The organism is Lactobacillus sp. PV012, assembly GCF_014522325.1.
In the GTDB taxonomy this organism is placed as follows: Bacteria; Bacillota; Bacilli; order Lactobacillales; family Lactobacillaceae; genus Lactobacillus.
Genome location: NZ_CP041983.1, coordinates 271763 through 295881, shown reverse-complemented (window position 1 = coordinate 295881; position 24119 = coordinate 271763). Strand labels below are relative to the sequence as shown.

Genomic DNA, 24119 nt, shown 5'->3' with positions numbered 1-24119 from the left:
AATTAAGTGGAAGGAAGTATTAACATTATGACAGAAGAAAAGATTCATAAGATTATTCTTGTAGGTGACGGTGCTGTAGGTTCTAGCTACGCATTCTCATTAGTTCAACAAGGAATTGCTCAAGAATTAGGTATCGTTGATATCGTTAAGGATAGAACTAAGGGTGACGCAATTGACTTAGCTGACGCTACTCCATGGCTTGCACCTAAGAACATCTACTCAGCAGAATACTCAGACGCTAAAGATGCTGACTTAGTAGTTATTTCTGCTGGTGCACCACAAAAGCCTGGTGAAACTCGTCTTGACTTAGTTAACAAGAACTTAAAGATTTTAAGTTCAATCGTTGAACCAATCGTTGAATCTGGTTTCCACGGTATCTTCTTAGTTGCTGCTAACCCAGTTGATATCTTGACTCACGCAACTTGGAGAATGTCAGGATTTGCTAAAGACCGCGTTATCGGTTCAGGTACTTCTCTTGACTCAGGTCGTCTTCAAAAGGTTATCGGTGAAATGGAACACGTTGACCCACGTTCAGTTAATGCTTACATGCTTGGTGAACACGGTGATACTGAATTCCCAGTATGGAGCTACAACAACGTTGGTGGTGTTAAGGTTCGCGATTGGGTTGCTGCTCACCCAGAAGTTGGCGAAAACAAGCTTGAAGAAATTCACAAGACTGTTGCAGACGCAGCTTACACTATCATTAACTTGAAGGGTGCAACTTTCTACGGAATTGGTACTGCTTTAGCACGTATTACTAAAGCTATCTTAAACGATGAACACGCAGTTCTTCCACTTTCAGTTCCTATGGATGGTCAATACGGCTTACACGATGTTCACATCGGTACTCCAGCTGTTATCGGTCGTCATGGTTTGGAACAAATTATTGAAATGCCTTTAGATGAAGATGAAATGCAAAAGATGCAAGCTTCAGCTAAGCAATTGAAGGAAGTTATGGACAAAGCCTTCAAGGAAACTGGCGTTAAGGTTCGTCAATAATCGATTATCAAATTACTAAAAAACATTTGCTTAGGCAAATGTTTTTTTATTTACCTAAAAACTAATCTATCTTTTCTTTCACCATAATCAAAAAATCTAAATATGTTATAATTTATAAGTTATTAAATCAATTATTTGGAGGTAAGCTGATGCTTATTAAATCACTTGTGCGTAAACGAGCATACTTAACTACAGTAAATGAAAAAGCTACCCTACAAGAAGCTTTGGAAATTTTAGAAGATTCTGGATTTCGCTGTGTTCCTATTTTAGATGATAGTGGAAAAATTTTTAGAGGGAACATCTATAAAATGCACATTTATCGTCACAAATCACAAGGCGGTGATATGTCACTACCTGTAACTTACCTTTTAAAGAATGCCACCAAAACTATCAAAGTTGATTCACCTTTTTATCGTGTCTTCTTTAATATTCGTGACTTACCTTATATTGCCGTTTTAGATCAAGAAAATCGTTTCTACGGGATTCTAACTCACTCTCGCTTACTTGATATGTTGTCAGATGCTTGGAACATGAAAACTGGTTCTTATGTTTTAACAGTTTTGTCAGATAATAACCGAGGAAATTTAGCAAAAATGTCTAAAATTATTTCCAAATATTCTACAATTGCTGGCTGCTTAACATTAGATGTTAGAAATGGCGAATTAATTCGACGCACACTTTTTACCTTACCTTCTGGTGTTTCAGAAACTACAATGAAAAATATTGTGCAAAAACTCGAAAAGAAGGGTTACCCAGTACCAGAAATCGAAGATTTAGAATCCGGGTTAACGATTAAAAACGACGAAGATTCTTTAGAAGACAAAATAAACTAGTTAGCAATATTGCTAACTAGTTTATTTTATTAGTTATATTTTCTAGGTAATCGATCACTCAATAAACAGGCAATTTCATAATGAATTGTTCCTGCATAATCGGCCACAGCCTTAATATTATTTGGTGCTTGAGGATCAGATGAAATCAATTCTACCTTAGTTCCTACAGGCATCTCATGAGGAAGTAATACCATAAATTGATCCATACAAATTCGACCAACAATTTCACAATATTCTTCGCCTACTTTAATTTTGAAGCCCTGCATCTGTCGTAACCAACCATCTGCATAACCTACAGGTACTGTTCCAATCCACTCATCTTTTTTAGCCTTAAAAGTGACCCCGTATCCCACTCCATAACCTTTGTGAATTTGTTTAACAAAACTAAGTTCTGAAGTAAAGGAAAGTGCAGGTTTTAAGGTAACTTCAGATTTCAAATCATTTGTATTAGGTGCAGAAGAAGGATTCAAGCCATAAATTCCAATTCCAAATCTTACAATATCACTTTTAACTTTTCGATTAAAAATACTTGTTGCTGTATTTGCCACATGAATATATTTTGGAGTAACGGTAAGTAAGGATTGCATTTCCTTAAAGCGCTTGACTTGATAATCAAAATATTCTGTATCTGCCGAATCCGCTTTAGAGAAGTGAGTGAACATCCCTTCAATATCAAAATTTTTATTACCTTCTAAATATTGATTGGCTGCCAGAAACTCTTCTTTTTCTGAAAATCCAATTCTTCCCATCCCTGAATCAATAGCTAAATGAATTTTCAAGATCTGCTGATTAATTTGTAAAATTTCTCCAACTTCCTTCAGCCACTCTAAACTAGCTGCTGCTAAAGAAATATTATTTTCGCTAGCTACTGAAACATATTTTGGATCAACAATTCCCAAAACTAAAATTGGCTTAGTTATGCCTTTTTCTCTTAATTGTAGGCCCTCATCTAAAGTAGCTACACAAAATCCTGTTGCTCCTGCTTGTTCTGCTACATAAGCAACAGGAACACTACCATGACCATATGCATTTGCTTTGACAACTGCCCAAAGTTGTTGCTTAGGAGCCAAATGTTTTACTTCATTTTTTACATTTTGTTTAATAGCATCCAGATTTACATTTACTTGTGCTGGACGATGAATAGTAGGAATCATCTTAATTGTTTTCCTCCAACAAAACTTCTGTGATTACGTATTTCTTTTCATGAGAAATACTGACAAATATCTTACCACTAAATTTTTTGCACGTCATCACTGGTTGACCAGTCTCTTTTTGTAAAATTTCTAAGTCCTGAAACCCTATTTCTTTTCCAATTCCTGTTCCATAGGCCTTTGTAAAAGATTCCTTACAAGAAAATCTGCCTCCTAAATATTCGGCTTGTCGCTGACCAGAAAATTTTTTATATTGTAAAAACTCTGCTTCAGTTAAAACCTTTTTAGCAAATAGATCACCCTTAGCAATAATTTTCTTTATTCGATCTAAATCTAAAATATCGATTCCAATTCCCTTAATCAATTACTTACCCTTTCCAAAAAATCTCCTTCTACTTACATCATAGAAGGAGATTTTTTTAGTCTTTTTTCTTTTTAATCACAAAATCGTGTCCGCTAGGCTTTTTAGTTGTATGATTTCGATTATTAGTGCGGTGACGATTATTACGCTTGTTAGAACGTCTAAAATTACCCCGCTTACGCTCATGCTTACCCTTAAATGGAAGTGGCTTTTCAGGGGTAATTTTAACTTTGATACTTTCAGCATCCTTAGAAAGTGTCTTAAGTAAAGCAGCAGCTAGATCAACTTCAGAATATTGTTCTAAGAGTTCATTTGCTCCACTAGTATATTTGTCTAAATTACCTTTTAAAAGGTCATCTACCTTTTTAGTAGCAGCACTTAATTGTCCCTTAAATGCCTCTTCATCTGATGGTGGACGTAAAGGCATCATCTTCTTTCGGGTCAATTGTTCAATAGTTCTCATATAACCTATTTCATTTGGCGTAACAAAGGTTACTGAAATACCATTTTTACCTGCTCGTCCCGTTCTTCCAATTCGGTGAACATATGAATCAGGATCTTGCGGAATATCATAATTATAAACGTGACTTACACCTGAAATATCTAATCCACGAGCTGCCACATCAGTTGCCACTAAAATATCAAGCTTGCCATTTTTAAATCGCTTAAGCACATTCATTCGACGTCCTTGAGAAAGATCGCCGTGAATTCCGGCTGCATTGTAGCCACGTGCCTGCAAACCTCTAGTTAATTCATCTACTCGTCTTTTAGTTCTTCCAAAAACTACTGCTAATTCAGGATTTTGCACATCAATTAAACGACATAAAATATCAAATTTTTCATTCTCTTTTGCTCGAACAAAATATTGATCAATTAAATTAGCTGTTAATTCTTTTCCCTTAATTTGAACAATTTCTGGAGTTTTCATGAATTTTTCACTAATTCGCATAATTGGCTTAGGCATTGTTGCACTAAATAAAAGCGTTTGGTGATCATTAGATGCATACTTCAAAATACTTTCAATATCTTGAATAAAACCCATATCAAGCATTTCATCGGCTTCATCTAAAACAATTGTCTTTACGTCTGATAAATTGACTGTACCACGTTTTAAATGATCCAACAATCTACCAGGTGTCCCTACTAAGATATCTGGTGCTTGCTTTAAAGAACGAATCTGACGACGAATGTCAGCTCCGCCATAGACTACTTGAACCTTTGCCTTTTCATCTTTACCTAGTCTGAATAATTCTTCTTGAGTCTGAATTGCAAGTTCACGTGTAGGTTCAATAATTAAAGCCTGAACACTTTTTTCTTTAGGGTTAATTTTTTGAAGAACTGGTAATCCAAAAGCAGCTGTTTTTCCAGTTCCTGTTTGAGCTTGCCCAATTACATCTTTTCCTTCTAAAACTAGTGGAATTGTTTTTTCTTGAATTGGGGTAGCTTCCTCAAATCCAGCTCTTTTAATAGCTTTTAAGATTTCTGGTTTTAAATTTAAATCTGCGAATTTCAAATAATTTTTTCCTTTCCTAAAGGAGATTGTCTAAAACTTTTTCAAGATGCATTCCATGAGAAGCCTTTAATAAAACAATATCATCAGCCTTAATATCTTCTTCTAAGTCCGCATTTAATTTATTCATTTTATCTTGCGCATAATAATGTAAATGATCTTGATCGTATTTTTCTAATAACGCATCGTAGAGATTTTTCATTTCTGGTCCATATAAGTAAAGCTCATTAATTACCTTGGGATCAAAAATTGGGGCAAGTTCAGCATGCAACTGTGGAGATTTAGTTCCTAATTCTAGCATATCCCCAAGCACTGCGATTCTTCGGCCATTATTTTCAACTTTAACCTGGCCAAAAGACTTCACTACAGCATTAACAGCGGTCGGATTAGAATTATAGATATCATCCATAATTGCCTCACCCACGTCACCTGTTTTCCACTCCATTCGATTTGCAGTAGGAGTAAAATGAGCCAAGGCTGCTGCTATTTCTTCATCGGTTTCTCCAAAATGTCTTCCTACACTTAAGGCAGCTAAAGCATTAGAAACATTGTGTTTCCCAATCATTGGAATAGTAAATTTTTGCTTAGTATTATTAACTGAAAAAGTTGCTTTTCGCATTTGTGAATCAAATTCTGTGGCATACACATCATCTGTATCATTAAAGCCAAAAGTTCCCGTCTCTTGTTTAATCTTTTCTGCACGCTGACGTAATAATGGTTCATCCCCATTGTAGATGAACTTTCCATCTTCTTTTAAAAAGTCAGTAATTTCCATTTTTGCATCGGCAATCTTATCACGACTACCAAAGAATTCAATATGGGCTTCACCAATCATTGTAATTACACATACATCAGGGCGGACCAATTCACTTAAGTGATGGAGTTGGCCTGGACGATCCATCCCCATTTCCAATACTACAATTTCAGTAGAAGGTTTCATTTCTAAAATTGTAATTGGTACTCCAATTTCATTATTAAAGTTTCCTTGCGTCTTATGAACATTGAAACGTTTTGATAAAACTGCTGAAACCATATCTTTCGTAGTAGTTTTACCATTTGAGCCTGTAATCCCAACAACAGTCGGATTTACCTTAGTAAGATAGTACTTTGCAAGTTTTTGTAATGCCTTTAATGGATCTTCAACCTCAATTACAGGAAAATTTTCTGGCTTTCCAGGGTGGCCTTTTTTCCACAAGGTCGCTGCTGCACCATTTTCAATTGCACTTTCAATAAACTCATGGCCATCTCTACTTCCTTGTAAAGGGACAAATAAAGAATCAGCAGCTGCTTTTCGCGAATCGAATTCAACGGATGTAATAACTGTTTCTTCTCCATTATTTAATTCACTATCTAAAGCCTTAGCTATTTCTGCTAGTTGCATTTTCATAATTCGATTACTCCTACTAAAAATTGCATATAGCTTAATTATACTTTACCATTTACTTAATTGGCAAAATCTCTATGTGCACCTTTTAGAATTATACCACGTTACGTTGTGATTAAAAACGAAAGAGCGATTCCAAAAGGAACCGCTCTTTTACTAATATTGAAAATATTAGTTTTTCTTTGCCATACCGTATTTCTTGTTGAATTTTTCGATACGTCCATCTGCTTGAGCAAACTTTTGCTTACCAGTGTAGAATGGGTGTGAAGCTGAAGAAACTTCAACACGTACTAATGGGTAAGTCTTACCTTCAAATTCAATAGTTTCAGTTGGCTTTAAAGTTGAACCTGCTAAAAACTTAGCACCAGTTGCTGAATCCATAAATACTACTTCTTGGTAGTCTGGATGAATACCTTGTTTCATAATTTAATACTCCTTTGCCATGACCATCTTTTCAGATCATAGATTATAATTTGACTAGATAAGTGTAGCATGTTTACCACTATACTTCAAGTCCGTGAAGATTACTATTTATCTTTAACCCTCTTATTTATTTCAATAGCAATTGGCTCAATCTTTTCTAAATGGGATTTAATTCCCCAAAGATAAAATAGATATGAAGCAATTATAATTACTACAAAGTCCCATGGATACTTAATCCAGTTTTGACCACCAAAACCTACACTTCCCATGTAAGACATTAATGAAATAAATACTAAATATCCTAATAGCCACCAGAATCCTTTTAGTTGCTTTTTCAAAGAAGAATGTTGGTAACGAACTTCATAATATAAATAGATTGGTAAGCCTAAAGCAATTACTAAAATAACCTGAATAGTTGTTGGCCACATTGTCCAATAAATTGCTAAACTGGCTAAAATAAATGCCAATGGGGCAACCCACTTCATCCAATTTGGTTTAAAAGGCCGATCTAAATCTGGGGCTAATTTTCTCAAAGAGATCACAGTTACTGGTCCTGTTAAATAGGCAATTAAAGTTGCTGCAGTAATAACTGTCGCAAGTAAGTTCCAATTTCTAAAAACACTTACTAAAATCATCGCTAAAATAAAATCAACTACCATTGCAAAGCGAGGAACCATGTACCGACGATCTAATCTTCCTAACCATTTAGGTAAATGCTTTGTATGAGTCATCGCAGCAATAGCACGTGAAGCTGTAGCTACAAATGCTACCCCAGTTCCAAATGGTGATACAAAAGCATCCAAATAAAGTAAGATTACTAACCAATTAATTCCTAAAAGCATCGCAATATCTGCAAATGGAGAGGTAAAATTAATTCCCTTCCAACCAGTTTTAGCAACTAAACTTGGGTCAATTGCACCAATAAAAGTTACTTGCAGCAAAATATAAATTGCTGCTGTTACCAGCATTGAAATCAATACACCACGAACAATATTTTTTCTTGGATTTTTTAACTCTCCACCAACGTTAATCACAGTTTGAAAGGCATCATAAGACATAATAATCCCTGAAACAGAAGTGGCCTCAAAAATTGCGCGACTTCCATAAGGCATAAACGTATGAACACTATGGCCAAAGTTTTCTGCATGAAAACCACTAAAGATCAACACTAAAATTGTTAAAGTTGGTAATAATACCTTAAAGATAGAAATCAAATTTGTAAATCTCGTCATTAATTTTACTGACCAAAAATTAATTAACGTAAAAATAAACATAAACAGAAATACAACCCATAAACCTGTCACCGTAATTGTACCGTTGTTCATAAAATTCTTTGTCCAATTTGCCCAACTCCAGGGCCATGAACTCATGTATTGAACTGCCGCAACGGCTTCCATGGGGACTAAAGTTATCAAGGAAATCCAATTTGCCCAGGCTGCAATAAATCCTAAAAGTGGACCATGACTGTATTGAGCATATTTACTCATTCCACCACTTTCAGGAAACATTGCTCCCAACTCAATATAGGTCAAAGCAATAATAATAATTACTGCTCCACCCAATATCCACGAAATAATGGCTGCAGGTCCCGCAATCTTAGCGGCTGAGCCTGCTCCAAAAAGCCAGCCTGAACCAATTAAAGAATTCAAAGCTAGCATTACTGCTGAAAATAAACTCATTTTATGTAGCTTATTTTTATTCATAAAATCTCTCCCACCTATGTAATATTAGTGTGGATGACAGGTTTACAATTTTATATTTTATCAAAAGAAATATTAATTTAAAATGATAATCTAAAAAAATATTTTTAATAAATTAAAAATAAAAAAGGAAGTTCTTCCATCGAACTTCCTTTACTTAGCTTCTTTTGCCTTCTTTGCCCAATCAAAATGGTCGGCTAAACTACAACCATCTGGGCCACAAACCATACCTTCTTGAATTTTCAAATCTTCAAAAGTATTTTTATTAAGATTCTTATTTTCTGTACTCATTTTTTCACCTCTATCTTCTAATTCCATAATCCTGGGCTAAAAGGGCCTTTACACCTTCAACATTCATCGGAGCTGTATGACCATTTAAGAGTTCTGTCTTCTCAGGGAGAGTCGCAATCTTTTGCGAGATTGAATCTAAAATTTGACTCTGATCTCCTCCTGGGAATTCAGTTAATCCGATGTCACCGTTATAAAGCATATCCCCTACTAGAGCAAAGTCATATTTTTTTGAATAAAAAATTTGAGAATCTGGAGTATGACCTGGAGTAGCAATTGCTTCTAATTCAAAAGAACCATCATTACTTTTTATCAAAGTATGATCCTTAACTAATTTTACCTTTTTCGGCCAAACTACATGTTGTCCATAACGAGCTGCCAAATTTAATTGATCATTTTTCATGAAATAGGGGGCATTTTCATTTACAATGCATTCTACGCCCAAAGTATCAGCCACTTTAGCAGCCTGATAAGAATGATCAAAATGTCCATGGGTAAGGAGTACTTTATCAATCTTCCAACCTTTTTCAGCAATTTTTTGTAGTAATTTTTCTCCTTCTGCACCTGGATCAATTAAAAAGCCATGTTTTGTTTTTTCATCAATGAAAAAGTAGGCAGCTGTCTGAAAAATATTTACAACCGGTTGAATAAATAACTGCATTATTTTGTCTTTTCCTTTTCTAAGCCTTCCTTGATTGCCTTTTCAAAGACCTCACGTGGTTGAGCTCCCATGTAGCCTTTGCCATCAATGACAAAAAATGGTACTGCATGTACTCCATTTTGTTGGACAAACATTTCATCTGCTACGACCTTATCATGATAGTCAGTTGAATCAAGTAATTTCTTTGCAGCAGCTACATCAACTCCAGCTTCTTGAGCTGCTTTAAGTAAGACAGCATGATCTGCTAATTTTACATTTTCACTAAAGTAAGCTTTAAATAAGAGCTCAGATAACTTATCTACAACTTCACCTTCATAATTATCTTTTACCCATTGAGTAAGTCGATGAGCATCCATTGTATTTGTATTCAAAGTTGAAGAATATTTAAAGTCTAACCCTTCTGCACGTCCCATTTGAGAAATTTGTTCAATTCTTTGAGCAGCTTCTTGCTTACTTAATCCATATTTAGCTGCAAAACGGTCCAAAGTAGTTTCAGTTACATCTTTTGGTGCATCTGGATATAATTGAAATGCATGACGATCAAAATGTACTTGATCACTTACTCCCATGTCATTAAGTAAATTCTCAATTCTTGCTTCTGCAATATAGCAAAAAGGACAAGCATAATCTGACCATACAGTAATTTCCATCTTTTTTCTCCTTTACTTACAAATAGTTAGTTACTTTTGATATTTATCATTATAGTTGTTAAACTAACTTTAACAAGTACGCACTTTTTAAACACCTAGTATCTAAAAGGATAGTGACTGATAAATGAACGAACACTCAAAAAGAGAAATTAATAATTTCCAAACTCAAGAAATGGAACCTTTTAACAAAGCATTAGATTTAATTTCCGGAAAGTGGAAAATGAATATTTTATACGCTCTTTCTACTTTAGGTACTCTGCGCTATGGAGAAATACAAAGACTGTTAGGAAATGTTACCCATCGTGTCTTAGCCAATAAATTAAAAGAACTTGAAGAAAAAGGCTTAATTTCGAGAACTGTCTATCCAGAAATTCCTCCTAAAGTTGAATATACCATTACTAAAAAAGGAAAAAGTCTATTACCGATTCTTAAACAAATTTGCGATTGGGGTAAAGCAAATGAAACTTCTGAAATATAGAAAAAAAGAGATTTGAAATTTCAAATCTCTTTTTAATCTACATCACGGATTTCAACATCTCCGCCTAAACTTCTAATTTTTTCTTCAACACGGTCATAACCACGTAAAATATTACCCGCATTTGAAATTATGGTTTCACCATTTGCCATTAAACCAGCGATCATTAAAGACGCACCTGCACGAATTTCCCCAGCGTTTACATGGGCCCCATGCATTTTCTTAGTTGGGTGAATTAAAATAATGTTATCTTGTACCTGAATTGCTCCACCCATTTTTTGTAATTCGGGAATATGACCAACTCGTTTCGGATAAATATTATCTATAATTACACCTTCGCCCTTTTTAGCTGTTAGTAATAATGGAGTAATTGGTTGTTGTAAATCTGTCGCAAATCCTGGATAAGGATCTGTTCTTACTTGAATCATCTTTAAATCACCAGCTGGATAGACATAAAGTGAATCTTCTTGTACTTCAGTTACAACACCCATCTCTTCAACTTTAGCTAAAAAGCTATCTAAATGTTCTTCAATAATATTGTGAATCTTAATTCCATCACCAATACAAGCAGCTAAAGAAATATAAGTGCCTGCTTCAATTCGATCAGGAATAATTGTATGTGGAACTTGTGCCTCTAAATGATCAACGCCTTCGATTCTTATAGTTTCAGTTCCTGCACCACGAATCACAGCTCCCATGTTATTCAAGAAAGTTGCGAGATCAATAATTTCAGGTTCTTTAGCTACATTATCAATTATTGTTTGTCCCTTCGCAGTTACTGCAGCCATGATAATATTCATAGTTGCACCAACTGATGGCATCGCAAGATGAATATCAGCACCGTGCAAGCCTTGTTCTGGAGCAGTAATAATCACTTGGTCATTTTCATTCTTGACAGTTGCACCAAGTGCTTCGAAACCTTTAATATGTTGATCAATAGGACGTGGACCGATGTCGTCTCCTCCAGGAAAACCTACAACTGCTTTCCCAAAACGACCTAATAAAGCCCCCATAAAATAATATGAGGCTCTTAATGACTTGATTTTACCTGCTGGAAGTGGACGCCGTTCAATCTTTTCAGGATTAATCGTCAAAGTAGTACCGTCAAGTTCAGAAACTACATCCATTTCACTTAAAAGATCCATCAAGTTGTCTACATCCGCAATTCTTGGCACACCTTCAAGTGTCACCGGAGTACGTGATAATATGGACGCAGGAATTAGTGCTACAGTAGAGTTCTTAGCTCCACCAATCCATACGTCGCCCTTTAAGGGCTTTCCACCATGAATAATCATTTGTTTCATTGGGGAAACAATCCTCTTCATCTAATAATAATTAAATACCTAATGTATCAATTTATATCATATAAAAAAATATTGGAAAAAACAAGCGAATAACAGAATGCTTACTTTTCTGTTATCTAAATTTAACTTATATTAAAAATTTTTAGCAGGTAAATCACTTGCAGCACCAATAAAGGCTTTAAAGAGTCCTTCTGGACGTTGTGGACGACTCAAAAATTCTGGGTGATATTGAGCAGCCACAAAGAATTTATTTTTAGGATTTTCAATAATTTCAACTAAGCGATTATCTGGTGACACCCCAGAAAATACCATTCCTGCATCTTCAAATTGCTTACGGTATTTATTATTGAATTCGAAACGGTGACGGTGACGTTCTTGAATTACATCTTGATCATCATAAGCAGCTTTAGTCTTAGTTCCTTCTTTTAAGGCAGCAGGGTAAAGACCTAGACGTAAAGTTCCACCAATTTCTTCAATATCACGCTTATCAGCCATAATATCGATAATATTATTCTTAGCATCTGGCTTAGCTTCTGCAGAATGTGCATCTTCTAAATTTAAAACATTTCTTGCAAATTCTACGCTAGCCATTTGCATCCCTAAACAAATTCCTAAGAATGGAATATCATTTTCACGTGCATATTTAATTGAAGTAATCATTCCTTCAAGTCCGCGAGTTCCAAAACCTCCTGGTACAATTAAACCATCAGAGTCTTTCATAATCTCAGCAATATTATCTTCAGTAATATCCTCAGCTTGAACCTTGTTTACTTCAATCTTTGTGTCATACAAGTAACCCGCATGTTGAAGCGCATCAGTAACTGAAATATATGCATCTTCTAATTCTACATATTTACCCACTAAAGTAATCTTAGTAGTGTGACTTAAATTCTTAGCACGTTCATCAAGTTTCTTCCAAGCTTCCATATCAGCTTCAGGTTTTGGACTATCGATCTTCAAGAAATCAACTACTTTTTGGTCCATTCCTTGTTCTTGAAAGGCAAGTGGTAAATCGAAAAGTGAAGGTGCATCAATTGATTCAATAATTCTTTCTACTGGCACATCAGTAAAAGTAGAAATCTTATTCTTTAATTCTTGTGGTACACTTTCTTCTGCGCGCAATACTAACATATTTGGTTGAATACCAATACTTCTAAGTTCTGCAACTGAGTGTTGGGTAGGTTTTGTCTTCATTTCTTGAGCTGCATGAAGATATGGAACTAAAGTACAGTGAATATACATTACATTATCTTCTCCAACTTCACGACGCATTTGACGAATTGATTCCATAAATGGTGTAGATTCAATATCCCCAACAGTACCACCAATTTCAGAAATAATGACATCAGAATCAGTTGTCATCGCAGCACGCATAATCTTCTTCTTGATCATGTCAGTAATGTGTGGAATAACTTGGACAGTTGCACCTTGGTAGTCTCCACGACGCTCTTTTTCTAATACTTCTTTGTAAATTTTACCAGTAGTTACATTAGAGTATTTTCCTGTACGAACATCGACAATTCTTTCATAGTGTCCCAAATCAAGGTCAGCTTCAGTACCATCATCAGTTACAAATACTTCTCCGTGTTGGTAAGGATTCATAGTACCTGGATCAATATTAATATATGGATCAAATTTTTGCATCGTTACTTTTAATCCACGATTCTTTAATAAACGACCTAAACTAGATGCTGTAATTCCTTTTCCTAAGGATGAAACTACCCCACCAGTTACAAAAATATATTTAGTCATGCTGCTTCCTTTCATCTTTAAAAATTATCAAATTAAAATCATTATTCTAGAAAAAACAAAAAAAGCTCCCTCAAGCTGGGAGCTATAATTGCACTTAAAGTGCCCATACAAAATATTAAAGGGAAAATACCTTTTCGTCAAGCACTTTATTCATCTTCATCGTCATCATCTGGATGTAATTCTGAAAGCTGACCTTCGATTCCATCATCTAATTCATTATCAGTTGCATCATCAAGATCATCATCTGAGTACTCATCTTCGTCATCATCTTCGATTTCTAAATCTTCATCTTCTGGATCATCAGAATCATAATCAATGATATCGTCATCATCACTATCCCCGATGAAGGCATTAACTTTCTTATGGCGTTTTTTACGTGGCACATCTTCTTCATCTTCTGGGTGATTTACTTCTTCATCAACTGATTCATATGGATACCATGATCTTAATGCCCAAATATTATCTCCAAGAGAGATAAATTCACCGTCAGTGTTCAAATCAGTATAAAATTGTGGTAACCGTTCACGGATTTCTTCGTCACTTTTACCTAAAAATTTTTGAATGGCATTCACAATATCTGCAAAAGCCATCCGTTTACCATTGTCTTGTAAAATTGCACGGGCAACTTCAATCATTGATAATTCATCTTTATTTTGATCTTCAAACTCGCTTAAACCCACTAATGGCACGTCCTTTCAGTTATAAGTTTACTTTAAATTTAATTTTGCGGATAAAATTCCATTGTAATTGCATAACTACCTATTAAGTATAGACCAGAAAAGAGCTTATATTCAACTTTTAGTTGCATATTCTCACCCATTTTCCCAGAAAATTCTAGTTTTTGAGTTTCACTAGTTAAATCTATTATTTTACTAGCTGCGATAATACGACAATTCTTCTTTTCACCTGGAACAAATTTCATCATGTTATAGTTATTTTCCTGGATTTTCCCTCTTTGCATGATTAATTCATCTGGTTTAATTAACAATTTAACCTCAACATTACCTTCAGGGTTTTCTTCATCATATTTCACGCGCCAGGTATTATCACCCGCTTGTTCAAGAGTTCCAATGCCATATTTTGAAAAAGTTTCCGTTTGATCTTCTTGAGTAATAGTACTAGTAATTTTAACTTTTACGTCTTCCATCCTTTTCATCCCTTCTAAATTAGCACTTCTACCACAATCCTGTTATAATCAATTTTAGCAAATATACAAAGAATTTTAACTTATAAATTATTATCAATGAAAACAACACATATTAATCAACTAAAACAAGAAAAAGTTATTCGTGATCCTGTTCATGGGTACATTCACATTCAAAATCAAGTTATTTTAGATATTATTAGCGCCAAAGAATTTCAACGTTTGCGCCGTATTAAACAACTAGGCCCCATTTCCTATGTTTTTCCAGGAGCAACTCATACACGTTTTGAACATAATTTAGGAGTTTATGAGCTTACAAGAAGAATTACCAAAATTTTTGAAGATAAATATCCTTCTAAAACTCCAGATGACGGACTTTGGAACTCTGAAGAAAGTTTACTTGCTCAAGTAGCAGGACTTCTTCATGATATTGGTCACGGACCATACTCTCATACTTTTGAGCATCTGTTTAATACTGACCATGAAAAAATGGGTCAGCGAATAATTTTAGACAAAAACACTGAAATTCATCAAGCACTTTTGCAGGTAGGAGATGACTTTCCCAAAAAAGTTGCTAGTGTTATTGCCAAAACTTATCCTAATCCCCAAGTAGTCAAACTTATTTCCAGTCAAGCAGATGCCGATCGAATGGACTACCTGCTTCGGGATGCCTACTTTACTGGTGCCTCATATGGAGATTTTGATTTAACTCGCCTTTTAGAAGCAATCCGTCCCTATAAGAATGGAATTTCTTTTACTACTAAAGGAATTCATGCAGTTGAAGACTATGTTGTCAGTCGCTACCAAATGTATCAACAAGTCTACTTTCACCGCTTTGGTCGCTCTATGGAAGTTATCTTACACCGTCTACTTCAAAGAGCTCAACACCTTTACAAAAAAGGTCAACTACAAGTAACTCCTCAATTAGCTACTTTTTTAAAGGGAGATACTACTAACTTAGAAGCCTACTTGCAGTTAGATGATGGAGTGATGGAAACCAACTTTTTAATGTGGGTTAATGCACCTGATCAAATTTTATCAGATTTAGCCAAAAGTTATTTATATCGCCACCCACTAGAAAGTGCCAAAATTTCTGAAGACACTAAAAACTTAATTCCAAAACTCAACAAGTTAATTGAACAAGCCGGATTTAATCCAAAGTACTATACAGCTCTAAATTCTGCATTCGATGAACCGTATGATGCCTATAAACCGACCGGTAAAAATGCTCATAGTCCTATTGAAATCATGCAAGAAGATGGCACTCTAGTTGAATTATCTAAATTAAGTCCACTCGTTAAATCATTAGATGGAACCTTGCAAGGGGATGAAAGATTTTTCTTTCCCAAGGCTATGGTGGAAGAACACTCAGAAGTACAAATCTTTGAGCCTATTTATCAAGAATTTCAAAAATACATTAAAAATCAGACAATTCATTATTTGCGTAAACCACGCAAAAAATAAAACGTTGAGCCTAAAACTCAACGTTTTATTTATAATTATTAGCTACAAAGCGAGTATCAAATAATGGACTCACTGGTTTATGTTCTTGAATTAATTTAATAGCTGCTCCCATTAATGGGCCTACTGAAACTAACTCAGCCTTTGATAATTCTTTTTCTTCAGGTTGATTAATTGAATCAGTTAAAATTAACTTTTTAATTGGGGATGCATTTAAGCGATCGATAGCTGGTCCTGATAAAACAGCATGAGTAGCTGAAGCATACACTTCAGTTGCACCAGCATCAATTAAAGCTTGTGATGCCAAAGTAATAGTTCCAGCAGTATCAATCATATCATCGATGATGATGGCACGTTTTCCTTTAACATCACCAATAATATTCATAACTTCTGCTACATTTGCCTTTGGACGGCGCTTATCTACAATAGCAATCGGAGCCTTTAAAAATTCTGCCAACTTTCTTGCGCGAGTAACCCCACCATGATCAGGCGAAACTACAACAGCATCTTTTTCAAGACCATGACTTAAGAAGTAGTCCGCAAGTAATGGTGCACCCATTAAGTTATCAACTGGAATATCAAAGAATCCTTGAATTTGTGGAGCGTGCAAATCAAGTGATAGAACACGATCTGCACCTGCAGTTTGAATCATATCAGCTACTAACTTGGCAGTAATTGGTTCTCTTGCACGTGTTTTACGGTCCTGACGTGCATATCCATAGTAAGGAATTACAATGTTAACAGTACGTGCTGATGCACGACGAAGGGCATCGATCATAATTAATAATTCCATTAAATTATCGTTTACTGGATCACTAGTTGACTGGACTAAGTAAACGTCTTTACCACGCACAGATTCATCGATGTTAATCTCAATTTCTCCATCACTAAACCGTTTAACGTCAGACTTGCCTAACTCTACTCCAACACTTTTAGCAATCTTTTCTGCTAACGGTTTATTAGAGTTAAGAGCAAAAATTTTAATTTCTTTGTCTAATTTAGACATAATTTCCTCCACAACAATAGCTATGATGTTTCTCTACTTAATCATAGCAAAAAAAGCGAGTTTGCGCTCGCTTTTTTAATATTTAATATTTACTTTCTAAAAAATTATTTCCATTCCTTATCTTGAGAAAGAGGAAGCTTATGCCAATAATCTTTTTTATTGGTTTGTCTACCGCGTGCAATTGCCATATCATATTTTTCAACATCTTTAGTAATCGTTGAATCAGCCGCAATAAATGCATGGTCAGCAATATTTACTGGTGCAATTATTGTTGAACCTGCACCAATAAATGAATGATCGCCAACATTAGTATGGAATTTCTTCACCCCATCATAATTTGAAAAAATAGTTCCACATCCAATGTTAATATCTTTTCCTAAAGTGGCATCCCCTACATAAGTCAAATGTCCTACTTTAGTGTTTTCACCAATTTCAGCGTTCTTAACTTCTACAAAATTACCAATATGTGCCCCTTGGCGAATTACTGCATTTGGACGTAAGTGTGAATTTGGACCAATATCAGTATTATCATCCATTTCTGCCTCTTCAATTGTTGAAGAAGTAACCGTTACGCCATTACCAATTTTAGAATCTACAATTCTTGAACCTGATGTAATATGACTCTCAGATCCAATTTCAGTATTACCCTTAATGACAACATTACCTTCAATTAACGTATCATTTCCAATTTTGACATCACTATCAATATAAGCTGTTTCTGGATCAACAAAAGTAACGCCGTTACGCATATGTTTTTCATTAATTCGCTTACGCATTAATTTAGTTGCTTGTGCCAATGCAACTCGATCATTAACACCTAAACTTTCAGAAAAGTCTGGCATTTGGTAGGCCCCCACCTTTTTACCAGCCTTACGCATAATTTCTAACACATCCGTTAAATAATACTCACCTTGGGCATTATTATTGCCTACTTGCTTTAAAGCTTCGAACAATTCTTTATTATTAAAAGCAAAAACACCTGTATTAATTTCATCAACAGCTAATTCTGCTTCGTTACCATCTTTTTGTTCAACAATTCGCAATACGTTTCCTGCTTCATCACGAATAATTCTTCCATAACCGTATGGATTAGGGGCCTTAGCAGTTAAAACTGTCGCACTATTACCACTAGTTTCATGCTCTTTAAATAAATTATTAAAAGTTTCACTAGTAAAAAGTGGGGTATCCCCAGTAGCAACCAATGTTACTCCCTCTAAATCTTTTAATAATTCACTAGCTGCCATTACAGCATCGCCAGTTCCCAATTGTTCTTTTTGAAAAGCAAATTCAGAACGATCTTTTAAAACGTCTTTAACTTTAGCAGCTCCAGTTCCTACAACTGTAATAATCTTATTAGGATTTGTTCCTTCAGCAGCTGTTACAACATGTTCTACCATACTTTTACCAGCTACTTTATGTAAAACCTTATAAAGCTTCGACTTCATACGAGTACCCTTACCCGCAGCTAAAATAACTACATACTTATTCATTGTTAAATCCCTTCATTAACTTAACTGCTACAAGTATACCATTTTTTATTAAAAGCGATTAAAATTCGTTTGTTTTAAAATATTTCCTGGTTCTGCTTCAATCACTTTATGTACTCGATTGACACTAGTAATTTTAATTAATGATTGGTAATCATCAACAACTTTCTGAGATGCATATTGTGTCTCACACAAAACTGCCATTCCCCCAACATGACAGCCAAACTCATTAACTAATTCTTCCATTCCAGTTAATGTGCCTCCACCTTTCATAAAGTCATCGACAATTAAGACATTAGAACCGGCTGGAAGACTCCTTTTAGCAAGCTCCATTTTTTCAACACGTTCACTTGATGAGGCAACATAATTAACAGAAATAGTTGCTCCTTCTGTAATTTTAGGACGGTGACGAACAATAACAAAAGGCACATTTAAGTAACGACTAACTGCTTGTGCTAAAGCAATTCCCTTTGTTTCAACTGTCATCACATAGTCGATTTTGCTATAGGCATAAGTAGTAGCTATTAATTGTCCAATTTTGGCTAATTGCTCGGGAGAACCTAAAATATCTGAAAGATAAACAAAATTTCCCGGTAATATTCTATCAGGATCCTGAATCTGGGCTGCTAATTTATTTAAATATTCTCTTGCTTCTTCTTCACCCATAAAAGGAATATATTTAACTCCTCCAGCTGCTCCTGGAATAGTTTCCAAAATTCCATTTTTTTGCTGCGCCAAAGTTTTTTTAAAAATTGATAAGTCTTCTGAAATAGATGATTTTGCGGCTCCGTATCGTTTAGCAAAAAAAGGAAGTGGGATCAAAGTATGAGGTCTCGCAATCAGATATTTCACCATATCTACTAATCGCTCTGAACGTTTCATAATTACTCCTTTCTTAATATAAGAAAATCACTAATGTTTAAATCTAAAACATTAGTGATTGTTCGTATTAATATTAATTTTATAATTAGAACTCACTAAATTCAAGTTCTATATTCTTAGTTAATACATCAGTATAACTGTATGAAACACGTTCGAATTTGTTTTGATTTTGATCTAGATCTACTACAAATATAGCGCGATATGTTTCTTTAAGTGTCCCTTTTCTGCGCGTTACTTTCTTGCGTCCTGCTTGTGCAACTACAATAAGACTTTCTCCAATATGAGCGTCTAACTTTTCTTTAATAGCCATCAATGTCATTGGCACTCGACGTCACTCCTTTGCATAGGTTCGATTATACCAAAAAAAGTAAAAAACATCAAGTTTAATTATTGACATTTAATTTATACTGTGCTCCCTAACAAGATGAGCTAATTCAATAAATTGCGGAATTGTTAATTCTTCTGGGCGTACTCTTAAATCTACTCCCAAAGACTCAATGATTTCTTCCCGTTCATCTTTATCTTTAACTAAAGGCTTTAAATTATTATTAAGAGTCTTTCTCCTTTGAGAAAAACTCATTTTTACTAAGTGATCGAAATATTTATAATCTTTAATATCATATTTTTTACTTAGTGGTTTCAAAGTAACTACTGCTGAATCAACTTTTGGCCGAGGCATAAAAGAAGAACTTTTTACCTCTTCATCAAAAGTTACATTCATTCTAGTTTGTACTGCAATTGAAAGAGGGCCGTATTCTTTAGTCTTCGGATGGGCTACTAAACGTTCTGCAACTTCTTTTTGCATCATTAAAGTTAAACTTACAAAATTCAAATCGCTTTTGATTAAGTCAAATAAAATTGGCGTCGTGATATAGTAAGGTAAGTTAGCTACGATTTTAATTGGGTGATTAAAATCAAAAAAATCTCCTATATCTTCTTTAAAATCAGCTTTTAAAACATCTTTCATAATTAACTTAAAACGTTCAGCAAGTGTTTGCCCATCAATCTTAGCGGGTAATTCATTTTTTAAGATTTCAGGCAAATCCGTATCAACTTCATACGCTGCTACTTTAGCCCCTGCTAACAAAATTTGTTCTGTTAAAGAACCAATTCCTGGTCCAATTTCAATTACTTGATCACCTGGCTGGATATCTGCTGCTGTCACAATTCCTTTTATTGCAGCTAAATCTACCAAAAAATTTTGTCCAAGATTCTTTTTTGCATGCACAAAGTACCGATTAACAATCGCCTTAGTCCTTACTGGATTGGCAATTGGCATATTATTTGACACTTTCAACCGCCTCTTTCAATTCTTCATAACTAATTCCAAACATTTCTAAACGCTTAAAAAACTGTTTGGCATTCCCATAGCCAATACTCAATTTAACTCCTACTTTTTCACGTAGTTTTCTTGCATTTGGACCCATCCCTAGCCCCAAAGCGTTATACTGACTTTTTGTTAAATCGCTTTTTGTTTCTTCTACTTCATGCAAATCGCTTAAAGCTCGCATCAAGGCTTCTTTAGATGCATGTTCAACTCCTAAACTATTCCCCCGCTTAGTCGGCTCACCTTCTTTGCGAGTAATAAAAGCCTGCTTAGCATTTGGAACTACTTGGGTTACTAAGCGTCTTATTCTTTCCCCATTAAAATCTGGATCTGTAAAAATAATAATTTCTCTTGTTTGAGCCAATTTTTTAATTTCTGCTAAAGTTTCTTTTGATACCTCAGACCCATTAGTTTCAATAGTTTCAATTCCTGGGAAATATTGTTTCAGACGTTTAGTATCATCGCGTCCTTCAACAATAACCACCGCATTAAAATTTTTTTCTTTATTTGATTCCATAAATTTTTTTCGCATTTTGGTTCGTATGAGCTGCTACTTCCTCGATTTCTACACCACGCAACTCCGCAATTGCTTTGGCCACATAATAAACATATCCTGTTTCATTTTGTTTACCACGGTAAGGTTTGGGTGTTAAATATGGAGCATCAGTTTCAATTAACATTGCATCCCAAGGAACAACTTTGGCACTTGCATGTACATCAGTTGCTTTAGTAAAGGAAACAACTCCAGAGTAAGAAAGCATTAATCCTAGATCTAAAAACTTCTTCATCCATTCTGGATTACCATTAAAATTATGGAGAATACCTCCATACTCTCCTACCTTACTTTCCTTTAAAATTTGATAGGTATCTTCAAAAGCATCACGAGTATGAATATTTACAGGCATTTTTAAATCATGAGCGATTTCTAATTGCTCGGCAAAAACTTTTCTTTGTATCTCTCGGGGAGACTCGTCCCAATAATAATCAAGTCCAATTTCGCCTAATGCTACAATCTTTTCTTTCTTTAACTGCTCAATTAACTGATCTGCAGCTTCTTGATTCCAATCTTTAGCTACATCTGGACAATATCCAACAATTGCATAAAGATTATCAAACTTTTCACTAAGATCTACTGCTCGTTGATTAAATTCAGGATCTTGTCCTGCAACTGCTGCTCTAGTAACACCTAAATTCTTTGCACGCTCTAAATAAATTTCCTCTTTACCTCTAAAAGGCTCATCGTTTAAATGAGTATGAGAATCAAAAATTTCCATTATCCTAAACGTGCTCCTACTTCATGTTCTTGATCAACAATTGCCAATTTAACTTTACCATCCTTTTCACTAGATAAAAGCATTCCTTGACTTAGTTGGCCCAACATCTTGCGAGGTTTCAAATTAGTAACAGCAAGTAATTTTTTACCGACTAATTTTTCATAATCTGGATAAAACTTAGCAATCCCACTCAAAATTTGTCGAGGTTGCTCTTCGCCTATATCAAGCTTAAAAGATAATAATTTATTTGAACCCTTAACTGGTTCTACTTCTAAAACCTTTGCTACTTTAATTTCTACTTTATCAAAGTCATCAATTGTAATAGCTTTATTGTTGGTCTTATCTTTTTGCTGGCTTCTAGTTTCTTTCTTAGGTTTAGCCTTAGCCATTTGCTTTTTGATATATTTGATTTCTTCATCATTTTTAAGACGAGGGAAAATTGGCTTAGGATCAGTGGTTACAGTATTATTCCAACCATAGCTTCCCCAAACCAGTTCATTAGCAGCTGGATCATCTAAGTCAAGTCCAAGTTGATTAAACATTTCTATTGGGCTTTGGGTCATAATTGGCTTAATCAAAAGTGCAACTAGGCGTAAAGTTTCTGCTAAATTGGTCATTACAACAGATAACTGATCTTTTTTACCCTCTTTATTTAAAATCCAAGGTGTAGTTTCATCAATATACTTATTAGCACGAGAAATTAATTTCCAAACTGCATCTAAAGCTTGTGAAAAATGCAAAGCATCCATTTTTTCATAGTAGGTCGCAATAGTTTCTTGTGCAGCTTTCTTTAAGCTTTCACCAAATTCATCTTGTTCTTCACTTACTGGTGCAACTAATCCCTCTTGATATTGATTAATCATTGAAACAGTTCTATTAAGCAAATTACCTAAATCATTTGCTAAATCAAAGTTGACTCTTTCTACAAAATCTTCAGGTGTAAAAATTCCATCACTGCCAAAGGGAATAGCACGCATCAAGTAGTAACGTAAAGCATCTAAGCCGTAACGTTCAACAATCATCTCTGGGTAAACTGCATTTCCCTTAGACTTAGACATCTTTCCATCTTTCATCAATACCCAACCATGGCCAAAAATTTGCTTAGGAAGTGGTACTCCAAGTGCCATTAACATAATTGGCCAGTAAATTGTGTGGAAACGAACAATTTCTTTACCTACTAAATGAACATCAGCTGGCCAAAACTTCTTAAATAATTCATCGTTTTCATTTCCATAACCCAAGGCACTAATATAATTGGAAAGTGCATCAATCCAGACATAAACAACATGCTTAGGGTCACTTGGAACAGGAATTCCCCAATCCACAGTAGTTCTAGTGACAGAAAGATCTTCAAGGCCTGGTTTGATAAAATTATTAATCATTTCTTTTTCACGAGAATGAGGCAAAATAAATTCAGGATGCTCTTGATAATACTTTAACAAACGATCTGCGTATTTACTCATTTTAAAGAAATACGAAGGTTCCTTAATTAATTTAACTTCATGTCCTGATGGAGCTTTACCCCCAATTACCTTACCATTGTCATCTTTATAAACTTCTGCTAATTGTGATTCAGTAAAATACTCTTCATCTTCAACAGAATACCAGCCTTGATATTCTCCTAAATAAATGTCACCTTGCTTTAATAATTGTTCAAATATCTTTTGGACAGCAGCAACGTGTTCTTTATCAGTTGTACGAATAAACTTATCATAAGAAATATCTAACATCTTCCAAAGTTTTTTGTATGAATCTGCCATTTCATCTACAAATTCTTGTGGCTTAATTCCTTTGGCTTCTGCCTTTTGTTCAATCTTTAAACCGTGTTCATCAGTACCTGTTAAAAAGAAAGTATCATAACCTCGCGCACGCTTATAACGAGCCATACTATCAGCTGCCACAGTAGTATAAGCATTTCCGATCGTTAATTTACCTGAAGGATAATAGATAGGAGTTGTGATATAAAATGTTTTGTTTTCTTTAGTCATGTTAATAGTGCCTCCTTTAATTCTTACCTATAAGTATAGCATGCAAGGAAGCAAAAAGG

Annotated in this window: 25 protein-coding genes; 4 read left to right on the top strand and 21 right to left on the bottom strand. The window is 34.8% G+C overall.

The genetic code is table 11. From position 1 onward, the window contains the following. Positions 1-27 precede the first annotated feature (27 nt). Together FP433_RS01385 and cbpA are read left to right on the top strand one after the other, a co-directional pair. Positions 28-999 (top strand): L-lactate dehydrogenase, encoded by a 972-nt coding sequence (locus FP433_RS01385; RefSeq protein ID WP_265483536.1) that lies wholly within the window; start codon positions 28-30, stop codon positions 997-999. A gap of 149 nt (positions 1000-1148) precedes the next feature. Then, positions 1149-1832 (top strand): cyclic di-AMP binding protein CbpA, encoded by a 684-nt coding sequence (cbpA, locus tag FP433_RS01380; RefSeq protein WP_265486865.1) that lies wholly within the window; start codon positions 1149-1151, stop codon positions 1830-1832. Positions 1833-1861: 29 nt separating this feature from the next. On the opposite strand, the gene alr is transcribed toward cbpA, so the two are convergent. From alr to FP433_RS01335, 9 genes are all read right to left on the bottom strand, one after another. After that, on the bottom strand, positions 1862-2986 hold the full coding sequence (gene alr, locus FP433_RS01375; protein ID WP_265486863.1) for an alanine racemase: 1125 nt from the start codon (positions 2984-2986) through the stop codon (positions 1862-1864). 1 nt (position 2987) lies between these two features. Further along, positions 2988-3347: a holo-ACP synthase gene (acpS, locus tag FP433_RS01370; RefSeq protein ID WP_265483541.1), complete on the bottom strand. Its 360-nt coding sequence runs from the start codon at positions 3345-3347 to the stop codon at positions 2988-2990. Positions 3348-3402: 55 nt separating this feature from the next. Then, positions 3403-4857, bottom strand: coding sequence for a DEAD/DEAH box helicase (locus FP433_RS01365; protein ID WP_265486862.1), 1455 nt, complete (start codon positions 4855-4857; stop codon positions 3403-3405). A 16-nt stretch (positions 4858-4873) separates the two neighbouring features. Beyond that, entirely contained in the window at positions 4874-6241 is a 1368-nt protein-coding gene (locus FP433_RS01360) for a UDP-N-acetylmuramoyl-tripeptide--D-alanyl-D-alanine ligase (protein ID WP_265486860.1), read from the bottom strand. A 168-nt stretch (positions 6242-6409) separates the two neighbouring features. Then, a complete protein-coding gene (locus FP433_RS01355) occupies positions 6410-6661 on the bottom strand; it encodes a type B 50S ribosomal protein L31 (protein ID WP_265486858.1) in 252 nt (83 codons plus the stop codon). A gap of 104 nt (positions 6662-6765) precedes the next feature. Continuing rightward, complete coding sequence (locus FP433_RS01350; protein ID WP_265483547.1) at positions 6766-8364, bottom strand: APC family permease; 1599 nt, start codon at positions 8362-8364, stop codon at positions 6766-6768. A 150-nt stretch (positions 8365-8514) separates the two neighbouring features. Next, positions 8515-8652 carry a hypothetical protein gene (locus tag FP433_RS01345; protein ID WP_265483549.1) on the bottom strand — a complete coding sequence of 46 codons (138 nt, stop codon included), beginning with the start codon at positions 8650-8652 and terminating at the stop codon, positions 8515-8517. 10 nt (positions 8653-8662) lie between these two features. Continuing rightward, the gene (locus tag FP433_RS01340) at positions 8663-9310 is read right to left on the bottom strand and encodes an MBL fold metallo-hydrolase (protein WP_265483550.1); all 648 of its coding nucleotides are present in this window, start codon (positions 9308-9310) and stop codon (positions 8663-8665) included. Further along, positions 9310-9960 (bottom strand): DsbA family oxidoreductase, encoded by a 651-nt coding sequence (locus FP433_RS01335; RefSeq protein ID WP_265483551.1) that lies wholly within the window; start codon positions 9958-9960, stop codon positions 9310-9312. Before FP433_RS01335 ends, FP433_RS01340 begins: the two co-directional genes overlap by 1 nt. A 124-nt stretch (positions 9961-10084) precedes the next feature. Between FP433_RS01335 and FP433_RS01330 the strand changes: the two genes are divergently transcribed. After that, complete coding sequence (locus FP433_RS01330; RefSeq protein ID WP_265486856.1) at positions 10085-10438, top strand: winged helix-turn-helix transcriptional regulator; 354 nt, start codon at positions 10085-10087, stop codon at positions 10436-10438. A gap of 32 nt (positions 10439-10470) precedes the next feature. Here FP433_RS01330 and FP433_RS01325 read toward each other — a convergent pair whose 3' ends face one another. From FP433_RS01325 to FP433_RS01310, 4 genes are all read right to left on the bottom strand, one after another. Beyond that, positions 10471-11739, bottom strand: a complete 1269-nt coding sequence (locus tag FP433_RS01325; RefSeq protein WP_265483554.1) for a UDP-N-acetylglucosamine 1-carboxyvinyltransferase — start codon at positions 11737-11739, stop codon at positions 10471-10473. 132 nt (positions 11740-11871) lie between these two features. After that, complete coding sequence (locus FP433_RS01320; protein WP_265483555.1) at positions 11872-13491, bottom strand: CTP synthase; 1620 nt, start codon at positions 13489-13491, stop codon at positions 11872-11874. A gap of 146 nt (positions 13492-13637) precedes the next feature. Further along, positions 13638-14171 (bottom strand): DNA-directed RNA polymerase subunit delta, encoded by a 534-nt coding sequence (gene rpoE, locus FP433_RS01315; RefSeq protein WP_265483556.1) that lies wholly within the window; start codon positions 14169-14171, stop codon positions 13638-13640. Positions 14172-14209: 38 nt separating this feature from the next. Next, a complete protein-coding gene (locus tag FP433_RS01310) occupies positions 14210-14638 on the bottom strand; it encodes a DUF1934 family protein (RefSeq protein ID WP_265486853.1) in 429 nt (142 codons plus the stop codon). Positions 14639-14734: 96 nt separating this feature from the next. Between FP433_RS01310 and FP433_RS01305 the strand changes: the two genes are divergently transcribed. Next, positions 14735-16099: an HD domain-containing protein gene (locus FP433_RS01305; protein WP_265483559.1), complete on the top strand. Its 1365-nt coding sequence runs from the start codon at positions 14735-14737 to the stop codon at positions 16097-16099. A gap of 25 nt (positions 16100-16124) precedes the next feature. Here FP433_RS01305 and FP433_RS01300 read toward each other — a convergent pair whose 3' ends face one another. The 8 genes from FP433_RS01300 to metG all read right to left on the bottom strand — a co-directional run bounded on the left by FP433_RS01300 (position 16125) and on the right by metG (position 24060). After that, entirely contained in the window at positions 16125-17102 is a 978-nt protein-coding gene (locus FP433_RS01300; protein WP_265483561.1) for a ribose-phosphate diphosphokinase, read from the bottom strand. Positions 17103-17206: 104 nt separating this feature from the next. Then, positions 17207-18592: a bifunctional UDP-N-acetylglucosamine diphosphorylase/glucosamine-1-phosphate N-acetyltransferase GlmU gene (glmU, locus tag FP433_RS01295; RefSeq protein ID WP_265486852.1), complete on the bottom strand. Its 1386-nt coding sequence runs from the start codon at positions 18590-18592 to the stop codon at positions 17207-17209. A gap of 48 nt (positions 18593-18640) precedes the next feature. Beyond that, entirely contained in the window at positions 18641-19471 is an 831-nt protein-coding gene (gene purR, locus FP433_RS01290) for a pur operon repressor (RefSeq protein WP_265486850.1), read from the bottom strand. Between the two features lie 85 nt (positions 19472-19556). Continuing rightward, positions 19557-19796, bottom strand: coding sequence for a Veg family protein (locus FP433_RS01285; RefSeq protein ID WP_265483567.1), 240 nt, complete (start codon positions 19794-19796; stop codon positions 19557-19559). Between the two features lie 72 nt (positions 19797-19868). Continuing rightward, positions 19869-20762, bottom strand: a complete 894-nt coding sequence (gene rsmA, locus FP433_RS01280; protein WP_265483569.1) for a 16S rRNA (adenine(1518)-N(6)/adenine(1519)-N(6))-dimethyltransferase RsmA — start codon at positions 20760-20762, stop codon at positions 19869-19871. Continuing rightward, positions 20752-21315, bottom strand: a complete 564-nt coding sequence (gene rnmV / locus FP433_RS01275; RefSeq protein WP_265486849.1) for a ribonuclease M5 — start codon at positions 21313-21315, stop codon at positions 20752-20754. The genes rsmA and rnmV overlap by 11 nt, the downstream gene beginning before the upstream one ends. Next, positions 21302-22072, bottom strand: a complete 771-nt coding sequence (locus FP433_RS01270) for a TatD family hydrolase (protein WP_265486848.1) — start codon at positions 22070-22072, stop codon at positions 21302-21304. The genes rnmV and FP433_RS01270 overlap by 14 nt, the downstream gene beginning before the upstream one ends. Continuing rightward, positions 22072-24060: a methionine--tRNA ligase gene (gene metG / locus FP433_RS01265; protein WP_265486847.1), complete on the bottom strand. Its 1989-nt coding sequence runs from the start codon at positions 24058-24060 to the stop codon at positions 22072-22074. Before metG ends, FP433_RS01270 begins: the two co-directional genes overlap by 1 nt. Positions 24061-24119: the final 59 nt, after the last annotated feature.

Coding starts and splice junctions, on each gene's coding strand:
- purR (WP_265486850.1), bottom strand. CDS start 19,471: ATGAAACGTTCAGAGCGATTAGTAGATATGGTGAAATATCTGATTGCG.
- FP433_RS01305 (WP_265483559.1), top strand. CDS start 14,735: ATGAAAACAACACATATTAATCAACTAAAACAAGAAAAAGTTATTCGT.
- FP433_RS01325 (WP_265483554.1), bottom strand. CDS start 11,739: ATGAAACAAATGATTATTCATGGTGGAAAGCCCTTAAAGGGCGACGTA.
- glmU (WP_265486852.1), bottom strand. CDS start 18,592: ATGAATAAGTATGTAGTTATTTTAGCTGCGGGTAAGGGTACTCGTATG.
- metG (WP_265486847.1), bottom strand. CDS start 24,060: ATGACTAAAGAAAACAAAACATTTTATATCACAACTCCTATCTATTAT.
- cbpA (WP_265486865.1), top strand. CDS start 1,149: ATGCTTATTAAATCACTTGTGCGTAAACGAGCATACTTAACTACAGTA.
- FP433_RS01300 (WP_265483561.1), bottom strand. CDS start 17,102: ATGTCTAAATTAGACAAAGAAATTAAAATTTTTGCTCTTAACTCTAAT.
- FP433_RS01270 (WP_265486848.1), bottom strand. CDS start 22,072: ATGGAAATTTTTGATTCTCATACTCATTTAAACGATGAGCCTTTTAGA.
- FP433_RS01345 (WP_265483549.1), bottom strand. CDS start 8,652: ATGAGTACAGAAAATAAGAATCTTAATAAAAATACTTTTGAAGATTTG.
- alr (WP_265486863.1), bottom strand. CDS start 2,986: ATGATTCCTACTATTCATCGTCCAGCACAAGTAAATGTAAATCTGGAT.
- rnmV (WP_265486849.1), bottom strand. CDS start 21,315: ATGGAATCAAATAAAGAAAAAAATTTTAATGCGGTGGTTATTGTTGAA.
- FP433_RS01355 (WP_265486858.1), bottom strand. CDS start 6,661: ATGAAACAAGGTATTCATCCAGACTACCAAGAAGTAGTATTTATGGAT.
- FP433_RS01335 (WP_265483551.1), bottom strand. CDS start 9,960: ATGGAAATTACTGTATGGTCAGATTATGCTTGTCCTTTTTGCTATATT.
- FP433_RS01340 (WP_265483550.1), bottom strand. CDS start 9,310: ATGCAGTTATTTATTCAACCGGTTGTAAATATTTTTCAGACAGCTGCC.
- FP433_RS01320 (WP_265483555.1), bottom strand. CDS start 13,491: ATGACTAAATATATTTTTGTAACTGGTGGGGTAGTTTCATCCTTAGGA.
- FP433_RS01330 (WP_265486856.1), top strand. CDS start 10,085: ATGAACGAACACTCAAAAAGAGAAATTAATAATTTCCAAACTCAAGAA.
- FP433_RS01350 (WP_265483547.1), bottom strand. CDS start 8,364: ATGAATAAAAATAAGCTACATAAAATGAGTTTATTTTCAGCAGTAATG.
- FP433_RS01385 (WP_265483536.1), top strand. CDS start 28: ATGACAGAAGAAAAGATTCATAAGATTATTCTTGTAGGTGACGGTGCT.
- FP433_RS01360 (WP_265486860.1), bottom strand. CDS start 6,241: ATGAAAATGCAACTAGCAGAAATAGCTAAGGCTTTAGATAGTGAATTA.
- FP433_RS01310 (WP_265486853.1), bottom strand. CDS start 14,638: ATGGAAGACGTAAAAGTTAAAATTACTAGTACTATTACTCAAGAAGAT.